The 15,046-nt window shown below is 63.1% G+C and carries 16 protein-coding genes, 1 tRNA gene and 1 pseudogene; 4 read left to right on the top strand and 14 right to left on the bottom strand.

Annotated features, from left to right (window positions below):
- Positions 1-20 precede the first annotated feature (20 nt).
- From HGB41_RS05090 to HGB41_RS05040, 11 genes and pseudogenes are all read right to left on the bottom strand, one after another.
- Positions 21-1,292, bottom strand: coding sequence for an RNA polymerase sigma factor (locus HGB41_RS05090; protein ID WP_171081671.1), 1,272 nt, complete (start codon positions 1,290-1,292; stop codon positions 21-23).
- Complete coding sequence (locus tag HGB41_RS05085; protein ID WP_171081667.1) at positions 1,292-1,732, bottom strand: VOC family protein; 441 nt, start codon at positions 1,730-1,732, stop codon at positions 1,292-1,294. Before HGB41_RS05085 ends, HGB41_RS05090 begins: the two co-directional genes overlap by 1 nt.
- Before the next feature lie 24 nt (positions 1,733-1,756).
- Positions 1,757-2,155 carry a YciI family protein gene (locus tag HGB41_RS05080; RefSeq protein ID WP_171081664.1) on the bottom strand — a complete coding sequence of 133 codons (399 nt, stop codon included), beginning with the start codon at positions 2,153-2,155 and terminating at the stop codon, positions 1,757-1,759.
- A 111-nt stretch (positions 2,156-2,266) separates the two neighbouring features.
- A complete protein-coding gene (locus tag HGB41_RS05075; RefSeq protein WP_171081662.1) occupies positions 2,267-2,623 on the bottom strand; it encodes a YciI family protein in 357 nt (118 codons plus the stop codon).
- 180 nt (positions 2,624-2,803) lie between these two features.
- Positions 2,804-3,445 (bottom strand): uridine kinase, encoded by a 642-nt coding sequence (gene udk, locus HGB41_RS05070; RefSeq protein ID WP_171081660.1) that lies wholly within the window; start codon positions 3,443-3,445, stop codon positions 2,804-2,806.
- 82 nt (positions 3,446-3,527) lie between these two features.
- Positions 3,528-4,102: pseudogene (locus HGB41_RS05065) on the bottom strand (GGDEF domain-containing protein).
- Between the two features lie 326 nt (positions 4,103-4,428).
- Positions 4,429-5,247 (bottom strand): hypothetical protein, encoded by an 819-nt coding sequence (locus tag HGB41_RS05060; protein WP_171081656.1) that lies wholly within the window; start codon positions 5,245-5,247, stop codon positions 4,429-4,431.
- 108 nt (positions 5,248-5,355) lie between these two features.
- Positions 5,356-7,206, bottom strand: a complete 1,851-nt coding sequence (locus tag HGB41_RS05055) for a PhoH family protein (protein WP_171081654.1) — start codon at positions 7,204-7,206, stop codon at positions 5,356-5,358.
- A 234-nt stretch (positions 7,207-7,440) separates the two neighbouring features.
- Positions 7,441-7,911, bottom strand: coding sequence for a peroxiredoxin (locus HGB41_RS05050; RefSeq protein WP_171081651.1), 471 nt, complete (start codon positions 7,909-7,911; stop codon positions 7,441-7,443).
- Positions 7,912-8,125: 214 nt separating this feature from the next.
- Entirely contained in the window at positions 8,126-8,500 is a 375-nt protein-coding gene (locus HGB41_RS05045; RefSeq protein WP_171081649.1) for an SMR family transporter, read from the bottom strand.
- Between the two features lie 62 nt (positions 8,501-8,562).
- Complete coding sequence (locus HGB41_RS05040) at positions 8,563-8,949, bottom strand: Mth938-like domain-containing protein (RefSeq protein ID WP_171081647.1); 387 nt, start codon at positions 8,947-8,949, stop codon at positions 8,563-8,565.
- Between the two features lie 175 nt (positions 8,950-9,124).
- Here HGB41_RS05040 and HGB41_RS05035 point away from each other — a divergent pair, with 175 nt between their 5' ends.
- Positions 9,125-10,351 carry a pyridoxal phosphate-dependent aminotransferase gene (locus HGB41_RS05035; RefSeq protein WP_171081644.1) on the top strand — a complete coding sequence of 409 codons (1,227 nt, stop codon included), beginning with the start codon at positions 9,125-9,127 and terminating at the stop codon, positions 10,349-10,351.
- Positions 10,352-10,374: 23 nt separating this feature from the next.
- A complete protein-coding gene (locus tag HGB41_RS05030) occupies positions 10,375-11,694 on the top strand; it encodes a homoserine dehydrogenase (RefSeq protein ID WP_171081641.1) in 1,320 nt (439 codons plus the stop codon).
- Between the two features lie 103 nt (positions 11,695-11,797).
- On the opposite strand, the gene HGB41_RS05025 is transcribed toward HGB41_RS05030, so the two are convergent.
- Complete coding sequence (locus tag HGB41_RS05025; protein ID WP_171079747.1) at positions 11,798-11,980, bottom strand: hypothetical protein; 183 nt, start codon at positions 11,978-11,980, stop codon at positions 11,798-11,800.
- A 274-nt stretch (positions 11,981-12,254) separates the two neighbouring features.
- Here HGB41_RS05025 and HGB41_RS05020 point away from each other — a divergent pair, with 274 nt between their 5' ends.
- Both HGB41_RS05020 and HGB41_RS05015 read left to right on the top strand, forming a co-directional pair.
- Positions 12,255-14,141 carry an MFS transporter gene (locus HGB41_RS05020; RefSeq protein WP_171081639.1) on the top strand — a complete coding sequence of 629 codons (1,887 nt, stop codon included), beginning with the start codon at positions 12,255-12,257 and terminating at the stop codon, positions 14,139-14,141.
- A 153-nt stretch (positions 14,142-14,294) separates the two neighbouring features.
- Positions 14,295-14,371: transfer RNA gene (locus HGB41_RS05015), tRNA-Pro, on the top strand.
- Positions 14,372-14,447: 76 nt separating this feature from the next.
- Here the strand turns inward: HGB41_RS05015 and HGB41_RS05010 are convergent.
- Both HGB41_RS05010 and HGB41_RS05000 read right to left on the bottom strand, forming a co-directional pair.
- Positions 14,448-14,630 (bottom strand): hypothetical protein, encoded by a 183-nt coding sequence (locus HGB41_RS05010; RefSeq protein ID WP_171081638.1) that lies wholly within the window; start codon positions 14,628-14,630, stop codon positions 14,448-14,450.
- A gap of 155 nt (positions 14,631-14,785) precedes the next feature.
- Positions 14,786-14,998, bottom strand: coding sequence for a hypothetical protein (locus HGB41_RS05000; RefSeq protein WP_171081633.1), 213 nt, complete (start codon positions 14,996-14,998; stop codon positions 14,786-14,788).
- Positions 14,999-15,046 lie beyond the last annotated feature (48 nt).

The following is a 15,046-nucleotide window of genomic DNA, read 5'->3' as shown; positions in this document are numbered from 1 at the left end:
CCCTGGCCTGCGGGGTTTTTTTACGAGCGCTGCGCCCGCGCCCGCGCCAGCAGCAGTTCGCGTTCCCGAGCATTGGCGGTCATGCCGGCGGCGCGCTCGAATTCGAGGCGCGCTTCATCGAAGCGCCCCAGCTTGGCCAGCAGGTCGGCGCGCACGCTCGGCAGCCAGTGGTAGCCATCGAGTTTGCCGCCCGCCGCCAGCAGGTCGGCCAGCGCCAGCCCGGCTTCCGGCCCCTTGGCCATGCCCACCGCCACCGCGCGATTGAGTTCGATCACCGGTGAGGGTTGGACCTGGGCCAGTTCGCCGTAGAGCGCTGCAATGGCCTGCCAGTCGGTTTCCTGCGCCACATGGGCACGCGCGTGGCAGGCCGCGATCTCCGCCTGCAGCAGGTAGGGGCCGCGCGGCTGGCCCAGTTGCGCGGCGCGCGCCAGCGCCGCCAGGCCGCGCCGTACCAATACGCCATCCCAGCGCGAACGGTCCTGCTCCAGCAGCAGCACCGGACGGCCTTCGCCGTCGAGCCTAGCCTGCATGCGCGAGGCCTGCAATTCCATCAGCGCGACAAGGCCGAGGGCTTCCGGCTCCTGCGCCGCCAGTTCGGCCAGCATGCGTCCCAGGCGCAGGGCTTCGTCCACCAGCGCGGGGCGCATCCAGTCTTCGCCCGCGGTGGCGGCATAGCCTTCGTTGAAGATCAGGTAAACCGCTTCGAGCACCGCGCCGAGACGCTCGCCAAGTTCGGCCGGTGGCGGCAGCTCGAACGGGACGCGCGCTTCAGCCAGCAGGCGCTTGGCGCGCACGATGCGCTGGGCCATGGTCGCTTCGGGAACCAGGAATGCGCGCGCGATCTCCGCCGTGGACAGGCCGCCCAGCAGCTTGAGTGTGAGCGCCAGGCGGGCGTCGAGCGAGAGCACCGGGTGGCAGGCGCTGAACATCAGGCGCAGCACATCGTCCTGGAAGACGTCGTTGCGCGCGGCATCGAGGCTGTCGACAAAATCGGGCACCACCAGCGCCTCCTGGGCTTCGAGGTCGAGCCCGATCTGCTCGAGCTTCTGGCGCAGCAGGCGGTCGCGCCGCAGCCGGTCGAGCGCGGCGTGCCTGGCCGTGGTCATGAGCCAGGCCCCCGGCTTGTCCGGGATGCCCTCGAGCGGCCAGTGCTCGAGGGCCGCGACCAGGGCATCCTGGGCCAGCTCCTCGGCCAAGCCGACGTCGCGCACGATGCGCGCGACGCTGCCCACGATCTTCGCGGACTCGATGCGCCAGACCGCGGCGATGCTGCGTTCGACCTGGGCATCCATCAGATCTGGGCTGCTGCGTTTTCCGGCGCGGTGTCGTGCTGCGACTCCGGCATGCTTTCCATGTACGCCAGCTCCCACAGGTGGCCGTCCAGGTCTTCGAAGCCGTGCTGGTACATGAAGCCGTAGTCCTTTGGTTCGTTCGGCCAGGCGGCGCCGGCGGCCTTCGCTTTCGCGGCCAGCCCGTCGACCTCGGCGCGGCTGTCGCAAGAGAGGCAGAGCAGCACTTCGGTGGACGTGCGTGCGTCGGAGATGGACTTGTTGGTGAAGGTCTGGAAGAAGGGCTCGACCAGCAGCATGACGTAGATGTCGGGGGAGACGATCATGCAGGCCGCGTTCTGGTCGCTGAACTGCGGGTTGAAGCCGAAGCCGAGCGCACCGAAGAAGGCCTTGCTGCGTTCGAGGTCCTTGACCGGGAGGTTCACATAGATCTGCCTGTTCATGGGGGTGTCCTTTCGAGTAGGGGATTACAGGGCGCGGAAGGGTTCGCGGGCGGGGGATGCGGGCAGGTCGTCGGCTTCGTAGAGCTGGCGCACTTCGATCTCCCCATCAAGCAGCTCGCCGTGCGGGGCAGGGAAGCGGCGCGACCATTCCATGGCTTCTTCGCGGCTGCGCACCTGGATCAGGGTATAGCCGGCGATCAGCTCCTTGGTCTCGGCGAAAGGGCCGTCGACGAGGCTGCGCCGGCCTTCGTGGTGGCGGATCCGCCATCCGTCGCGGCTGGGCCGCAGGCCGTTGGCGTCGAGCAGGACACCGGCCCGGGCCAGCTCCTGGTGGTAGTCGGCCATGGCCGCGAACAGCGGCTCGCCGGGCATGACCCCGGCTTCCGTGTCGGGCGTGGCCTTGACGATGATCATGAAACGCATGAGGGTCTCCTAGTCGTGGGTGGGAGCGCCTGAAGGGGCTTCCAACCGGTACGACGAATGGAGGGGCGGGGAATCGACACGGGGCGCCAGTTTTTTTGCGCGCCGCCCGGGTTAACCCTCGAAGCAGGGCGCGAGCCCCCTGACCTCCACCGTTGCCCACTCCGCGGCCGGACACTGCTGCGCCAACGCGATCGCTTCCTCGCGCGAATCGACATCGACCAAAAAGAACCCGCCCACCATCTCCTTGGCTTCCGCAAATGGCCCATCCACGATGCGCGCCTTGCCGCCCGGCGCCGTGACCCGCGCCGCCCCATCCTGCGAGGCTAGCGATTCGGCCGCCAGCAGCAGGCCGCGGCTGCGCAGGTCTTCGCCCCAGCGCAGCATGCGTTCGTACACGGCGCGGCCCTCGGCCTCGGTGCGGGTGGCGCGCTGGCCGGCGGGTTCGTGGATCAGGAGCATGTGCGGCATCGGTGACTCTCCATGGAAGGGTTGGAGCGGCTATTCTAAGCCGCGTTCTGCATGGGGGCACGCTGTAGCGCGCAAAGTCCGCTCGCGGAGGAGGTCATAACGAACCGGCGTCAGCATGCCCGAGGCGTGGGCCTCGGGGCGCAACGGCGGCAGGAGCGGGGAGAACTTGCGGCGATGGGATCAGGGCCGCTTCAACTGGCCGATCACGCTCGCTACCTTGGTGGTAATCACATCGACCGCCGGGCCATTGGCGCCGTGGGGCAAGATGACATCGGCGTGGCGCTTGGTCGGCTCGATGAATTGCTTGTGCATCGGGCGTACCGTTTCCAGGTACTGGCCGACGATGCTCTCGACCGAGCGGCCGCGTTCGTTGATATCCCTTTGCATGCGGCGGATGAAGCGGACGTCGGAGGCAGTGTCGACAAAGATCTTCAGCGACATCATGTCGCGCAAGTCGGCGTCATACAAGGCAAACAGGCCTTCGATCATGATGACCGGGGCAGGTTTGACCGGAATGGTCTTGTTGGAGCGGTTGTCGATCGTGAAATCGTACTCCGGCATCTCGATCGCTTCGCCATTGCGCAGGGCCTGGACGTGCTGGACCAGCAGTGGCCAGTCGAAAGCGTTCGGATGGTCGTAGTTCTGCTTGCGGCGGACGTCAGGGGTGAGGTCGGATTGGTCGCAGTAGTAATCGTCCTGCATCACGACCGACACCACATCGGCGCCGAACGAGGCCATGACTTGCTGGGACACGGTTGACTTGCCGCTGCCGCTGCCGCCGGCGACGCCAATGACAAACGGTTGGAAAGAAATCTGATTCATCCCCGAATGATACCGGAGCGGCGGGTAAACCGACAGGAGAGGCTAGCTGAATGAAGTCCTCGGCGAGTCCATCATGAGCATCCTACTGGCTGGAATGCAGGGTCTCTGCGGATCGAGGATGCACCTGGTCGCGCCCTGCGTTCTTGGCGACGTACACTGCAGCGTCCGCAACGGCGAGCAAATCGGCTACCGACTGTCTGGGTAGCAGTGTGGCGACGCCGATGGACACCGTCACCTGCACCATTGGTGCTGCCAGAAGGGGGGATTGTGCAACGCCCTGGCGCAAACGCTCTGCCACTTGCACGGCTGCTTCCAGCGTGCTCCTTGGCAGGACCACCACGAACTCCTCACCTCCAAAACGCGCGCAAACATCTCCCGGGCGCAGTACTCGCGCACCCGCTGGGAAAAGGCACGCAGCGTATCGTCGCCGACCATGTGGCCGAATTCATCGTTGATACTTTTAAAAAAATCGATGTCGAGCATCAAGATGGAAAAGGATTTTCCATCTGAAATGTATAGCGCTGCCTGTTGCCTGAGGATGTCGTCAAGCGCCCTCCGGTTTCCCTGCCCTGTCAGCGTATCGGTGACAGCATCGAGTTCAACTTTTTCCAGCGCCACGCGTAATTGCGCTGCCAGTGAGGCAGCGCAATCACTCATTCTGAAAAACCTGTTGCGTGGGCAACGGCTACGTCAGAGTCGGTAACAGTCAAAGGGATACTCATCTGGCACGTGCGGGCTTGATCAACAACGGATTTTGCGCTGTAACCAAGCTCTTCTCTTGAGGCCCTACACGCAACAGGGCGCTCGGATGGGAAGAGCGCGGATTGTTGCTCGAGAGAATCGTTTGTATGTTATAGGAAATAATCTATTGGGAGCGAGCATGGCAGCTTAAGGCTGATCCGTGGATGAGGCAGCGGTTTATGCTGTTGCCGGGTTAAGCCAAGGTGTAGCCGGGAAGAGACAGCCTTCATGTTGCTCTTGTGTCAAATTTTATTGGCTTTGTCCAAGTTTGTCGTTTGGTGTCCGACTTTATTGCTTGTTCCCAGCATCCATTTCACGCCCAGTTGCACCACCAGCGCCGCACCAGTCGCGCAGGCAAACGCAAAAGCAATCGACTGCGATCGCAACAGCACCGACAGCACGAGGCAAAACACCGCAAACGCGTAATAGCCATTGACCATGCCGCGCAGCAGCACCACCGCAAAGCCCGGCCCGCTGGCCCGGTGCGAAAACCCGACCAGCACCGTGCTCATTACAGGGAACATCGCAAACAGCCCGCTCAGGCGCGGCCCGAGCTGGGCCGCTGCATAGGTCACGCTCAGGCACAAGCCGGCGCCGGCCAGCATGCGCCAGGGCAGGTCATTGGCCGGCTTGCCGGCGCTCGCGGCTCCCTGCGGCGCCGTGCCGAACAGGAAGGGCGCGGCGAACAATGCCGCCAGCACGGCGGCGAACCCGGTCCATAAGGGCAGCGAGATCGATTTCAGGATCACCACGGCGACGGCATAGGCGAGCAGGGCTGCCGCCATCGCGCGCGGCATGCCCATCCGGGCAACCCGGGCATAGGCGATGCTGAAGACGAGGATGGCCAGCACGGCCAGCAGGGTATTGGCGGCGGCCACCGAGGCGAAGTCGGCGCCTTGCTCGAGCGCGATGGCTAGCAGGATCGGGCCGGAGACGATGGGGAAGGCCGACAGCCAGCCGGCCACCGCGGGCCCCCAGCGCCGTCCGGCCAGGGTGACCAGGGCAATCAGGGTCGGGACCAGCAGGAGTTTCAGAAGGAACAGCGTCGAGAGTTCGGGCATGCGTAGTGAATAGGAAGGAGAAATGAAAAACGCCCGCCTTGCGGCGAGCGTTTCGACAATCCACCTGCTAACTTAAAGTTAAAGCAGGCAAGTAAGGCAGTAGCACGCTTACAGCACTTCGCTGGCGTGGTCCGCCAGGCGCGAGCGTTCGCCGCGCGCCAGGGTGACGTGGCCGCCATGGCTCCAGCCTTTAAAACGGTCGACCACATAGGTCAGGCCGCTCGAGCCTTCGGTCAGGTAAGGCGTGTCGATCTGGGCGATGTTACCCAGGCACAGGATCTTGGTGCCGGGACCGGCGCGCGTGACCAGGGTCTTCATCTGCTTCGGCGTCAGGTTCTGCGCCTCGTCGATGATGAGGAACTTGTTCACGAAGGTACGGCCACGCATGAAGTTCAGCGACTTGATCTTGATGCGCGAGCGGATCAGGTCTTGCGTTGCCGCGCGGCCCCAGTCGCCGGCGTCGCCGTCGCCCTTCATCAGCACTTCCAGGTTGTCGTCGAAGGCGCCCATCCACGGCGACATCTTCTCTTCCTCGGTACCCGGCAGGAAGCCGATGTCTTCGCCCACCGGCACGGTCACGCGGGTGACGATGATCTCGTTGTACTGCTTGGTCTCGAGCACTTGCGCGAGGCCGGCGGCCAGTGCCAGCAGGGTCTTGCCGGTGCCGGCCTGGCCGAGCAGGCTGACGAAATCGCATTCCGGGTTCATGAGCAGGTTCAGTGCGAAGTTCTGCTCGCGGTTGCGCGCCGTGATGCCCCAGACATTGTTCTTGTTGTGGCTATAGTCGCGCAAGGTCTGGAACACGGCGGTCTTGCCGGTGATCTGTTTTACCTGGCCATAGAAGGGCGCTTCGCCATTCTTCGGTTCGATGAAGACGAACTGATTCACGAGCAGGGTCGGGATCACCGGGCCGGTCATGCGGTAATAGGTGGCCGAGTTGCCGTTCTTGTTCTCCTGCCACGACTCCATGTCCTTGCCGTGCTTGTTCCAGAAGTCGTCCGGGAGCTGGACGATGCCCGAATACAGCAGGTCGGTGTCTTCCAGCACATGGTCGTTGAAATAGTCTTCGGCCGGCAGGCCCAGGGCACGCGCCTTGATGCGCATGTTGATGTCTTTCGACACCAGCACGATCGCGCGGCCACCCATCTGGTCTTCCAGCGCACGGACCACACCCAGGATCTGGTTGTCGGCTTTGCCCGATGGCAGGCCTTCCGGCAGCGGCGCGGCGTCCAGCTTGGTCTGGAAGAACAGGCGGCCCTTGGCGTCCTTGTTGCCGAGCTTGGCCAGCGGAATGCCGGCTTCGATCGCGTCGTCGTCGATGTTGGCGATCAGGGCGTCGAGCGTACGCGACACCTGGCGGGCGTTGCGCGCGACTTCCGACATACCCTTCTTGTGGTTGTCGAGCTCCTCGAGCGTCATCATCGGCAGGTAGACGTCGTGTTCCTCGAAGCGGAACAGCGAACTTGGGTCGTGCATCAGGACATTGGTGTCCAGCACGAAGACCTTGGTCATGCCGCTGCGGTCGGCCTTGCGGCTGGTGGACGACTTGACGGTGACTTCGACCGGCTTGTGCTTGGCCGGATGCGGCTGGTCGGCATCGATTTCGCGCAGGCGCGAGGCTGGCATCGGCTCGGCGGCGCCGTCCTTCGACTTGCGGGAAGGGCCCTTGGCCAGCGGAGCATCGGTAACCGCCGCAGTTGCCGGTTCAGGCCAGCGCGCGGCTGCGGTATCGTTGGCGGCGGCAGGGGCCATGCCGGAGGCGGCGTCTGCAGCAGCCTTGGCCTTGCGTGCCTTGGCCGCTTTCGGGGTCGCGACGGCCTGGCCGCTGATCAGGTCTTCGAGGTCGGCGTCGGCCTTGGCGGACACCGGGCGCACGGACGACTTGCCCGGCTCAGCTTTTGGGTAATCTTTTGCCAGCAGCATGGTGGCTGGCTTGGTAGGCATTTTTGGCAATGGCATCAGGTTCTCAATCTAAAAAAAGTCTGGAAAGCCGTACGGGCGCAGCACAGGGCGCGCCGCTGAACGGGATCGATGCTCTAGGGGGTGTTGCTGAGGTACAGGGTGCAGCCGGAGGATGCCGGTCCGGCAGGCAGCCGAATGGGAACGATGCGGACGAGTAGTTCGGATGAATTGCGGTTGACTCAAAATAGGAGGCAGGTATCCAGCAAAGTTAATAACTGGAGCCATCCGTTTTCAGGGCTGGCTCTTCAAAAATTCCAGCACTTCGGTCACGTGGTCGTTGACTTTCACGCCACGCCATTCTTTCACCAATCGGCCGTGAGCGTCAATGATAAACGTACTGCGCTCAACTCCCCGCACCTGTTTCCCATACATATTTTTCATCTTCATGACGCCGAACTGCTGGCAGACCGCTTCGTCCGGGTCGGAAATCAGTTCGAAGGGCAGGCCGAGCTTGCCCTTGAAGCTTTCGTGCGAGCGCATGGAGTCGCGGCTGATGCCGTAGATCTCGGCCTGCAGCGCCTGGAATTCCGGATAGGCTTCGCGGAAGGCGATGCTCTCGGTGGTGCAGCCCGGCGTGTTGTCTTTTGGGTAAAAGTACAGCACGGTGTGCTTCGCCGGACGGCCGGCGAGCTCGAAAGTGAGGCCGCTGGTCATGGAGGCGGAAAAATTCTCGACGGGGGCAGCGGTTAAGCTCTCAACCACGGGGGTCTCCTGGTGTCATGGCGGCAAGCCGCCGGGTCCCTGGCGCGGCAATGGCGCCGGCAAAAGCGCAACGAGCAGCGCGGCAGGAAGCGGATACCGCCATGATAATCGGCGCCGCGTCTTGAAGCTAGTGCTGTATGCCAGGGTGATAACCCGCGAGATGAGGCGGGTTTTCATATATTCAAGATGCGAACTGGAATTTATTTCAGTTTTTTCAACTACGTGCCAGCAGCACCACGCCCAGCATGATCACGCCGATGGCCAGCATGCGCTGCGGCGAGATCGCTTCGCCCAGGAACATCCAGGCGCCGAGCGCCCCGATCACGTAGCCGAGCGAGAGCATCGGGTAGGCCACCGTGACGTCGGTACGCGACAAACCGAGGATCCAGACCACCAGCGAAATGCCGTAGCACAGCAGGCCTAGCACGATCGGCCACTGGGTGGCGACCTTCAGGCCTGTGATGAACCAGTTGTCGCGGGTCAGGTGGATGGCGCCGCCGAGGGCATTGGTGCCGGCCTTGAGCAGCAGCTGGGCCAGGGCGTTCAGGATGACGCCGCTGATGATGAAGGCAAAGGCCGATGAATTCATGTTCTTGTGGTGGGTGTGGGCGAGGCCGGGCGCCGTGCTGCGGAAGGCCCGGCCATGCAGCCTCAGGCGCGATGGGCGCCGTCGATGATCAGGGCCAGCGTGACCTTGCGGCCTTCACCCATCAGGATGTTGTAGGTGCGGCAGGCCGCGTGGCTGTCCATGCACTCGACCCCGATGCGTTTATCGGACAGGCTGGTGGTCAGGCGCGGGTGCACGAAACGCTGGCGCTCGCCGGTGCCGAGCACGACGACGTCCGGGTTGTCCGCGCCAATCTGCTCGAAGTGGGTGGCGGCCAGGTCTTCGAAGCGGGCCACTTCCCAGGGGCGAGGCGGGACTTCGGGCATGACGATCAAGCTGAAGTCGAAGCGCTGGGCGTTGATTTCGACCCCGCCGGCGTCGTAGCCGGTGACGGTCTGGTATTGCTGGGTGTTGTCGGAATGGAGCTTCATCGTGTCGCGAGCGGATAGGTAGATGCGGTGGCGAAATGGGCGGACCGGAGGGTGCGCAACCGGCGTCCATTGTACCCGGAGAGGCGAGGTTGCTTAAATCCTGCGCTTTCGGCAGAATGGTATTTTTCGCACTGCAACAAAGCAGGGCACAATAGACGATGAGCCAGGGGATATTTTGCGACCGATTCTGAAATCGAACAAGCTGGACGACGTCTGTTACGAAATCCGCGGTCCGGCCCTGGAGCAGGCCCGGGCAATGGAAGACGACGGCCAGAAGATCATCAAGCTGAACATCGGCAACCTCGCCGTGTTCGGCTTCGACCCGCCCGACGAGATCGTGCACGACATGATCCGCAACATGCACGGCGCGGCCGGCTATACCGATTCGAAGGGCATGTTCGCGCCGCGCAAGGCCGTCATGCACTACACCCAGGGCAAGAATATCCTGGGCGTCGGCATCGACGACATCTACCTTGGCAATGGCGCGTCGGAACTGATCGTCATGGCGATGCAGGGCCTGCTCAATACCGGCGACGAAGTGCTGGTGCCGGCGCCCGACTACCCCCTCTGGACCGCGGCCGTCAGCCTGGCCGGCGGTGCCCCGAAGCATTACATCTGCGACGAAGGCGCCGGCTGGCTGCCGGACATCGAGGACATGCGCCGCAAGATCACGCCGAACACGCGCGCGATCGTGGTCATCAACCCGAACAACCCGACCGGCGCCCTGTATCCGCGCGAAATCCTGCTCGAGATCATCGAGCTGGCGCGCCAGCACCAGCTGATCATCTACGCCGACGAAATCTACGACAAGACCCTGTACGACGGCGAAGAGCACGTGTCGATGGCCTCGCTGGCCGACGACGTGCTGTTCCTCACCCTGAACGGCCTGTCGAAGAACTACCGTTCCTGCGGCTACCGTGCCGGCTGGATGGTGGTCTCGGGCGAGAAACGCCACGCGAAAGACTATATCGAGGGCCTGAACATGCTGGCCTCGATGCGCCTGTGCGCCAATGCGCCGGGCCAGTACGCGATCCAGACCGCGCTCGGCGGCTACCAGAGCATCGCCGACCTGGTCGGGCCAGGCGGGCGCCTGCTGAAGCAGCGCGACCTCGCCCATAAACTGCTTACCGATATTCCGGGGGTGTCCTGCGTCAAGCCAAAAGCGGCGCTGTACATGTTCCCGCGCCTCGATCCGAAGATGTACCCGATCGCGGACGACCAGCAGTTCATCTGCGAACTGCTGTCAGAGGAAAAAGTGCTGCTGGTGCAAGGCACCGGCTTTAACTGGATCGCCCCGGATCACTTCCGGCTGGTGTTCCTGCCCAATTCCGACGACCTGACGGATGCCTGCGGACGCATTGCGCGCTTCCTCGACGGCTACCGACGGCGCCATGCGCGTTAGACATCTTTAGAAGAACCACAATCATGAAACCCATCCGAGTTGGCCTCCTGGGCATCGGCACCGTCGGTGCCGGCACCTTCAACGTCCTGCAGCGCAACCAGGAAGACATCCGCCGCCGCGCCGGCCGCGGCATCGAAATCACCATGGTGGCGGCGCGCGATACCGAGCGTGCCCGTGCGCTGACCGGCAACGGGGTGGAAGTCGTGTCCGATCCCTTTGCGATCGTCGACAGCCCGGACATCGACATCGTCGTCGAGCTGATCGGCGGTGTCGAGCTGCCACGTGAACTGGTTTTGAAAGCCATTGCCAACGGCAAGCACGTGGTCACCGCGAATAAAGCGCTGCTGGCGCTGCACGGCAACGAGATCTTCGCTGCCGCCCAGGACAAGGGCGTGATGGTGGCCTTCGAGGCGGCCGTCGCCGGGGGCGTGCCGATCATCAAGGCGCTGCGCGAAGGCCTGACCGCGAACCGCATCGAATCGGTGGCCGGCATCATCAACGGCACCACCAACTTCATCCTGTCGGAAATGCGCGAGAAGGGCCTGGACTTCGCCACCGTGCTCAAGCAGGCACAGGAGCTGGGCTATGCCGAAGCCGACCCGACTTTCGACATCGAGGGCGTGGACGCCGCCCATAAACTCACCATCATGTCGGCGATCGCCTTCGGCATTCCGGTGCAGTTCGACAAGGCGTATATCGAAGGCATCAGCCAGCTGCAGGCCGTGGATATCCGCTACGCCGAGCAACTGGGCTACCGCATCAAGCTGCTGGGCATCACCCGCCGCACCCGTACCGAAGCAGGCGAGGGCATCGAACTGCGCGTGCACCCGACCCTGATCCCGGCCGCGCGCCTGATCGCCAACGTGGAGGGCGCGATGAACGCGGTGCTGGTGCAGGCCGATGCGGTGGGCGCTTCGCTCTACTACGGCAAGGGCGCCGGCTCGGAGCCGACCGCTTCGGCGGTGATCGCGGACCTGGTCGACGTCACCCGCCTGGCGACCGTGGACCCGTATTGCCGCGTGCCGCACCTGGCCTTCCAGCCAAACGAAATGACCGACGTCGCCATCATGCCGATGGCCGAGATCACCACCAGCTATTACCTGCGCGTGTATGTGAAAGACCAGCTCGGCGTGATGGCCGACCTGACCCGTATTTTGGCTGATGGCGGCATCTCGATCGACGCCGTGCTGCAGAAGGAGCCGGGCAACCAGGTCAACCTCGACATCATCATGCTGACCCACCAGACGCGCGAGAAGAACATCGATGCGGCGATTGCCAAGATCGAAGCGCTGCCGGCCGTGATCGGCAAGGTGACGCGCATCCGCCTGGAAACCCTGGCCTGACCGGCGCGCACGGTTCGATGGGCGAACATGATTCGGATTTGGCGGCATGTGCCGCTAATCTGAATCATTTTTTTTGCGAGCCTGGCCTATGGGGCCCGCTGGCTCAGGTGAGCGGGATGTTCATCGACAGCGGGCCGTACGGCCACAAGGCGCCCTGGAAAGGCATTGAAGAAGGCTCATCATCGTCGATGAAGGCAGAGGCAAGTGCCAGCATGTCGTGTTCGATGTGCTCGAACAGCGCGGTGGTCACGCTGGCATACCGGAGAAGGAAGTCGGAAGAAGTCATCCGCGGATTCTACCCGCGCTGCGCTGCACAATTCAGGCGTATGCAGGCTGGTTTGAGGGGTTTCAATCGAGATAACAATACCTCGGTTTCAAGCCGGACATCGCTTGTCGCGCGCGGCGGTCTATGCTTTTTATTTACCGAGTATCGCCATCCGCGTCTTTCTATTCGGTATCGATGACCCACTGATGAGGGAAGGCAACACTGCTCCGTGGCTCTCCTGTAATCTGCCAGCTTCCTGTAAATTCCGTATTTCCTTTCTTGACGACCAGACCGCATGAGCCAACCAAGCCAGTTTTCCCTGCTGACACAGCGCCGTTTCGGCCCCTTCTTCTGGACCCAGTTCCTCGGCGCCTTCAACGACAATTTGTTCAAGACCGCGCTGTTGGTGGTGCTGACCTATGACGCACTGAGCTGGACGACCGTCAGCCCCTCGCTGCTGAACAACCTGATCCCCGGCCTGTTCATCCTGCCTTTCGTGCTGTTCTCGGCGACGGCCGGGCAGGTTGCCGACAAGTTCGACAAAGCGCGCCTGGCAAGGTTCGTCAAGTTGCTCGAAATCGTGATCATGCTCATCGCCGGCATTGGCTGGATGACCCACACCCTGTGGCTCCTGATCGCCGCAGTGGTGGGCATGGGCCTGCATTCGACCCTGTTCGGCCCGGTGAAATACGCCTACCTGCCGCAGCAGTTGAAACCCGAGGAACTGGTGGGCGGCAACGGCGTCATCGAAATGGGGACTTTTGTCGGCATCTTGCTGGGCGAAGTCGCCGGCGCCTTGCTCGTCGCCTACAAACCCTGGGGCATCGAACTGGTTGCCGGGGGCACGGTCTTCTGCGCCGTGCTGGGCCTGCTGGCCAGCTGGCGCATCCCGCCGTCGCCGGCCCCGGCGCCGGAACTGAAAATCAGCCGCAACCCGTTCGCGGAATCGGTGCGCAACCTGAAGTTCTCGAGCCAGAACCGTACCGTCTTCCTGTCGATGCTGGGCAATTCCTGGTTCTGGTTCTACGGCGCACTGCTGCTGTCGCAATTCCCGGTGTATGCCAAGGATTACCTGCACGGCGACCATAGCGTGTTCGTGCTGCTGCTGACCGTGTTCTCGCTCGGCATCGGCGCCGGCTCGCTGTTGTGCGAAAAGCTGTCGGGCCACAAGGTCGAGATCGGGCTGGTGCCCTTCGGGTCGATCGGACTGTCGGTATTCGGCATCGACCTGTATTTCGCCAGCATGGGTTACAGCAATACCGCCACCGTCGACGCTTTTGCATTGGTTGCCTTGCCGGGCATGTGGCGCATCCTGGCCGACCTGGTGCTGATCGGCGTATTCGGCGGCTTCTTCATCGTGCCGCTGTTTGCCCTGATCCAGACCCGCTGCGACCCGAAACACGTCTCGCGCACCATTGCGGGCATGAATATCCTGAATGCGATCTTCATGGTCGCGGCAGCCGGCGTGGCGATCCTGCTGCTGGGGCAGGGCTTCACGATTCCCGAAATGTTCCTGGTCACCGCGCTGCTCAATGCCTGCGTGGCCGTCTACATCTTCTCGCTGGTGCCGGAATTCCTGATGCGCTTCCTGGCCTGGATGCTGATCCATACCGGCTACCGCGTGCGCACCGTCGATGCCCACCGCATCCCGGAGCAGGGCGCCGCGGTACTGGTCTGCAACCACGTGTCCTATGTCGATGCGCTGGTGATCGGCGCCGCCAGCCCGCGCCCGATCCGCTTCGTGATGGACCACCGCATTTTCAAGACGCCTTTCCTCGGCTGGATTTTCCGCGCCGCCAAGGCGATCCCGATCGCCGCGGCCAAGGAAGATCCTTTCCTGATGGAGCGCGCCTTCATCGACATCGCCCAGGCGCTGCATGAAGGGGAACTGGTGTGCATTTTCCCGGAGGGGAAGCTGACCAACACCGGCGAAATCAATGAGTTCCGCGGCGGCATCGCCAGGATCGTCGAGCGCAGCAAGGTGCCGGTGATCCCGATGGCGCTGCGCGGCCTGTGGGGCAGCGTGTTCACGCGCGACTCATCGAACATCTTCGAGCGCTCGTTTGCGCGCGGGATCCGCTCGAAGCTGTCGCTGGCGGTGGGGAAGCCGGTGGAGCCGCATGCGGCGTCGCCGGAGCATTTGCAGGAGCAGGTGCTGGCCCTGCGCGGGGATTGGAAGTAGGGGCTTTCGATCGTGGGCGCGCCGGCTGTGCTCGCGACGGCGGCGCTGCGGCGATGGCCTCAAGCGAAGCCTGCGCTAGCGCAAGAAGCCATTGCAAATCCATAACAAAAATTCGGGTATTCCTGAGGAGCTCTGATATAATTCCTGGCTAGTCGGGGCGTAGCGCAGCCTGGTAGCGTACGTGCATGGGGTGCACGGGGTCGGAGGTTCGAATCCTCTCGCCCCGACCAACAGAATCAAGGACTTGGGCCAGCCACAGCGCTGGCCCTTTTCTTTGTCCGGATGAGCGGGCGGCAGTGCATGCGCTCACCTGCCATGCAGGCTGCGCGCAGATGTCGTCATGAAGCCAGGCAGGAATGCTTGAGGCTGCGTAAGGGCTGCAGCAGCATCGACTTCCTGGCTCAGCGGCCAGAACCAGTGCTCCACAGTCTCCTCGCGAGACTCCTCTGCGGGATAGTGCTTCGACAGCGAGGAGAAGGTCGGCTTCATGGCCGGCCTCCCGCGCCGCACGGATATTTGCGTCGCAGCTGTTCGATGAGCAAGACGGATGCATTCCGTTTCCTGGCGTTGGCCGGCAACTTGCGGATATCGTTGGCCAGCTCCTGCGCCAGGTCATGTGTTTTAAGCTGGTTCACATCACACCACTAGCGCCCCTGAGCATGATCGCGCGCGCCATCCAGGTAGCTGTACGCCTTTTCCCTTTCGATATAGTCCAGGCTGCTCAGCCGCTGCGGGCGGTTCATCGCGCTCACGAACTGGTCGCCGTTAAGCGTGTAGGCGTACGGCGTTGCCGATACGCTGGGTCCCGCGAGCAGTGTAAGCAGGATCAGTGAATTTCGTTGTCCGTCTCCAAGCATGTCGACCTCCTGGGTTAAGCAGGCTATCGTCGCAGGCTTGGATTTCCC

It is taken from the genome of Telluria aromaticivorans (genome assembly GCF_013003915.1).
Lineage (GTDB): Bacteria > Pseudomonadota > Gammaproteobacteria > Burkholderiales > Burkholderiaceae_D > Telluria > Telluria aromaticivorans.
The sequence above is the reverse complement of the archived record's forward strand: the minus strand, read 5'-3'. Positions and strand labels throughout refer to the sequence as shown.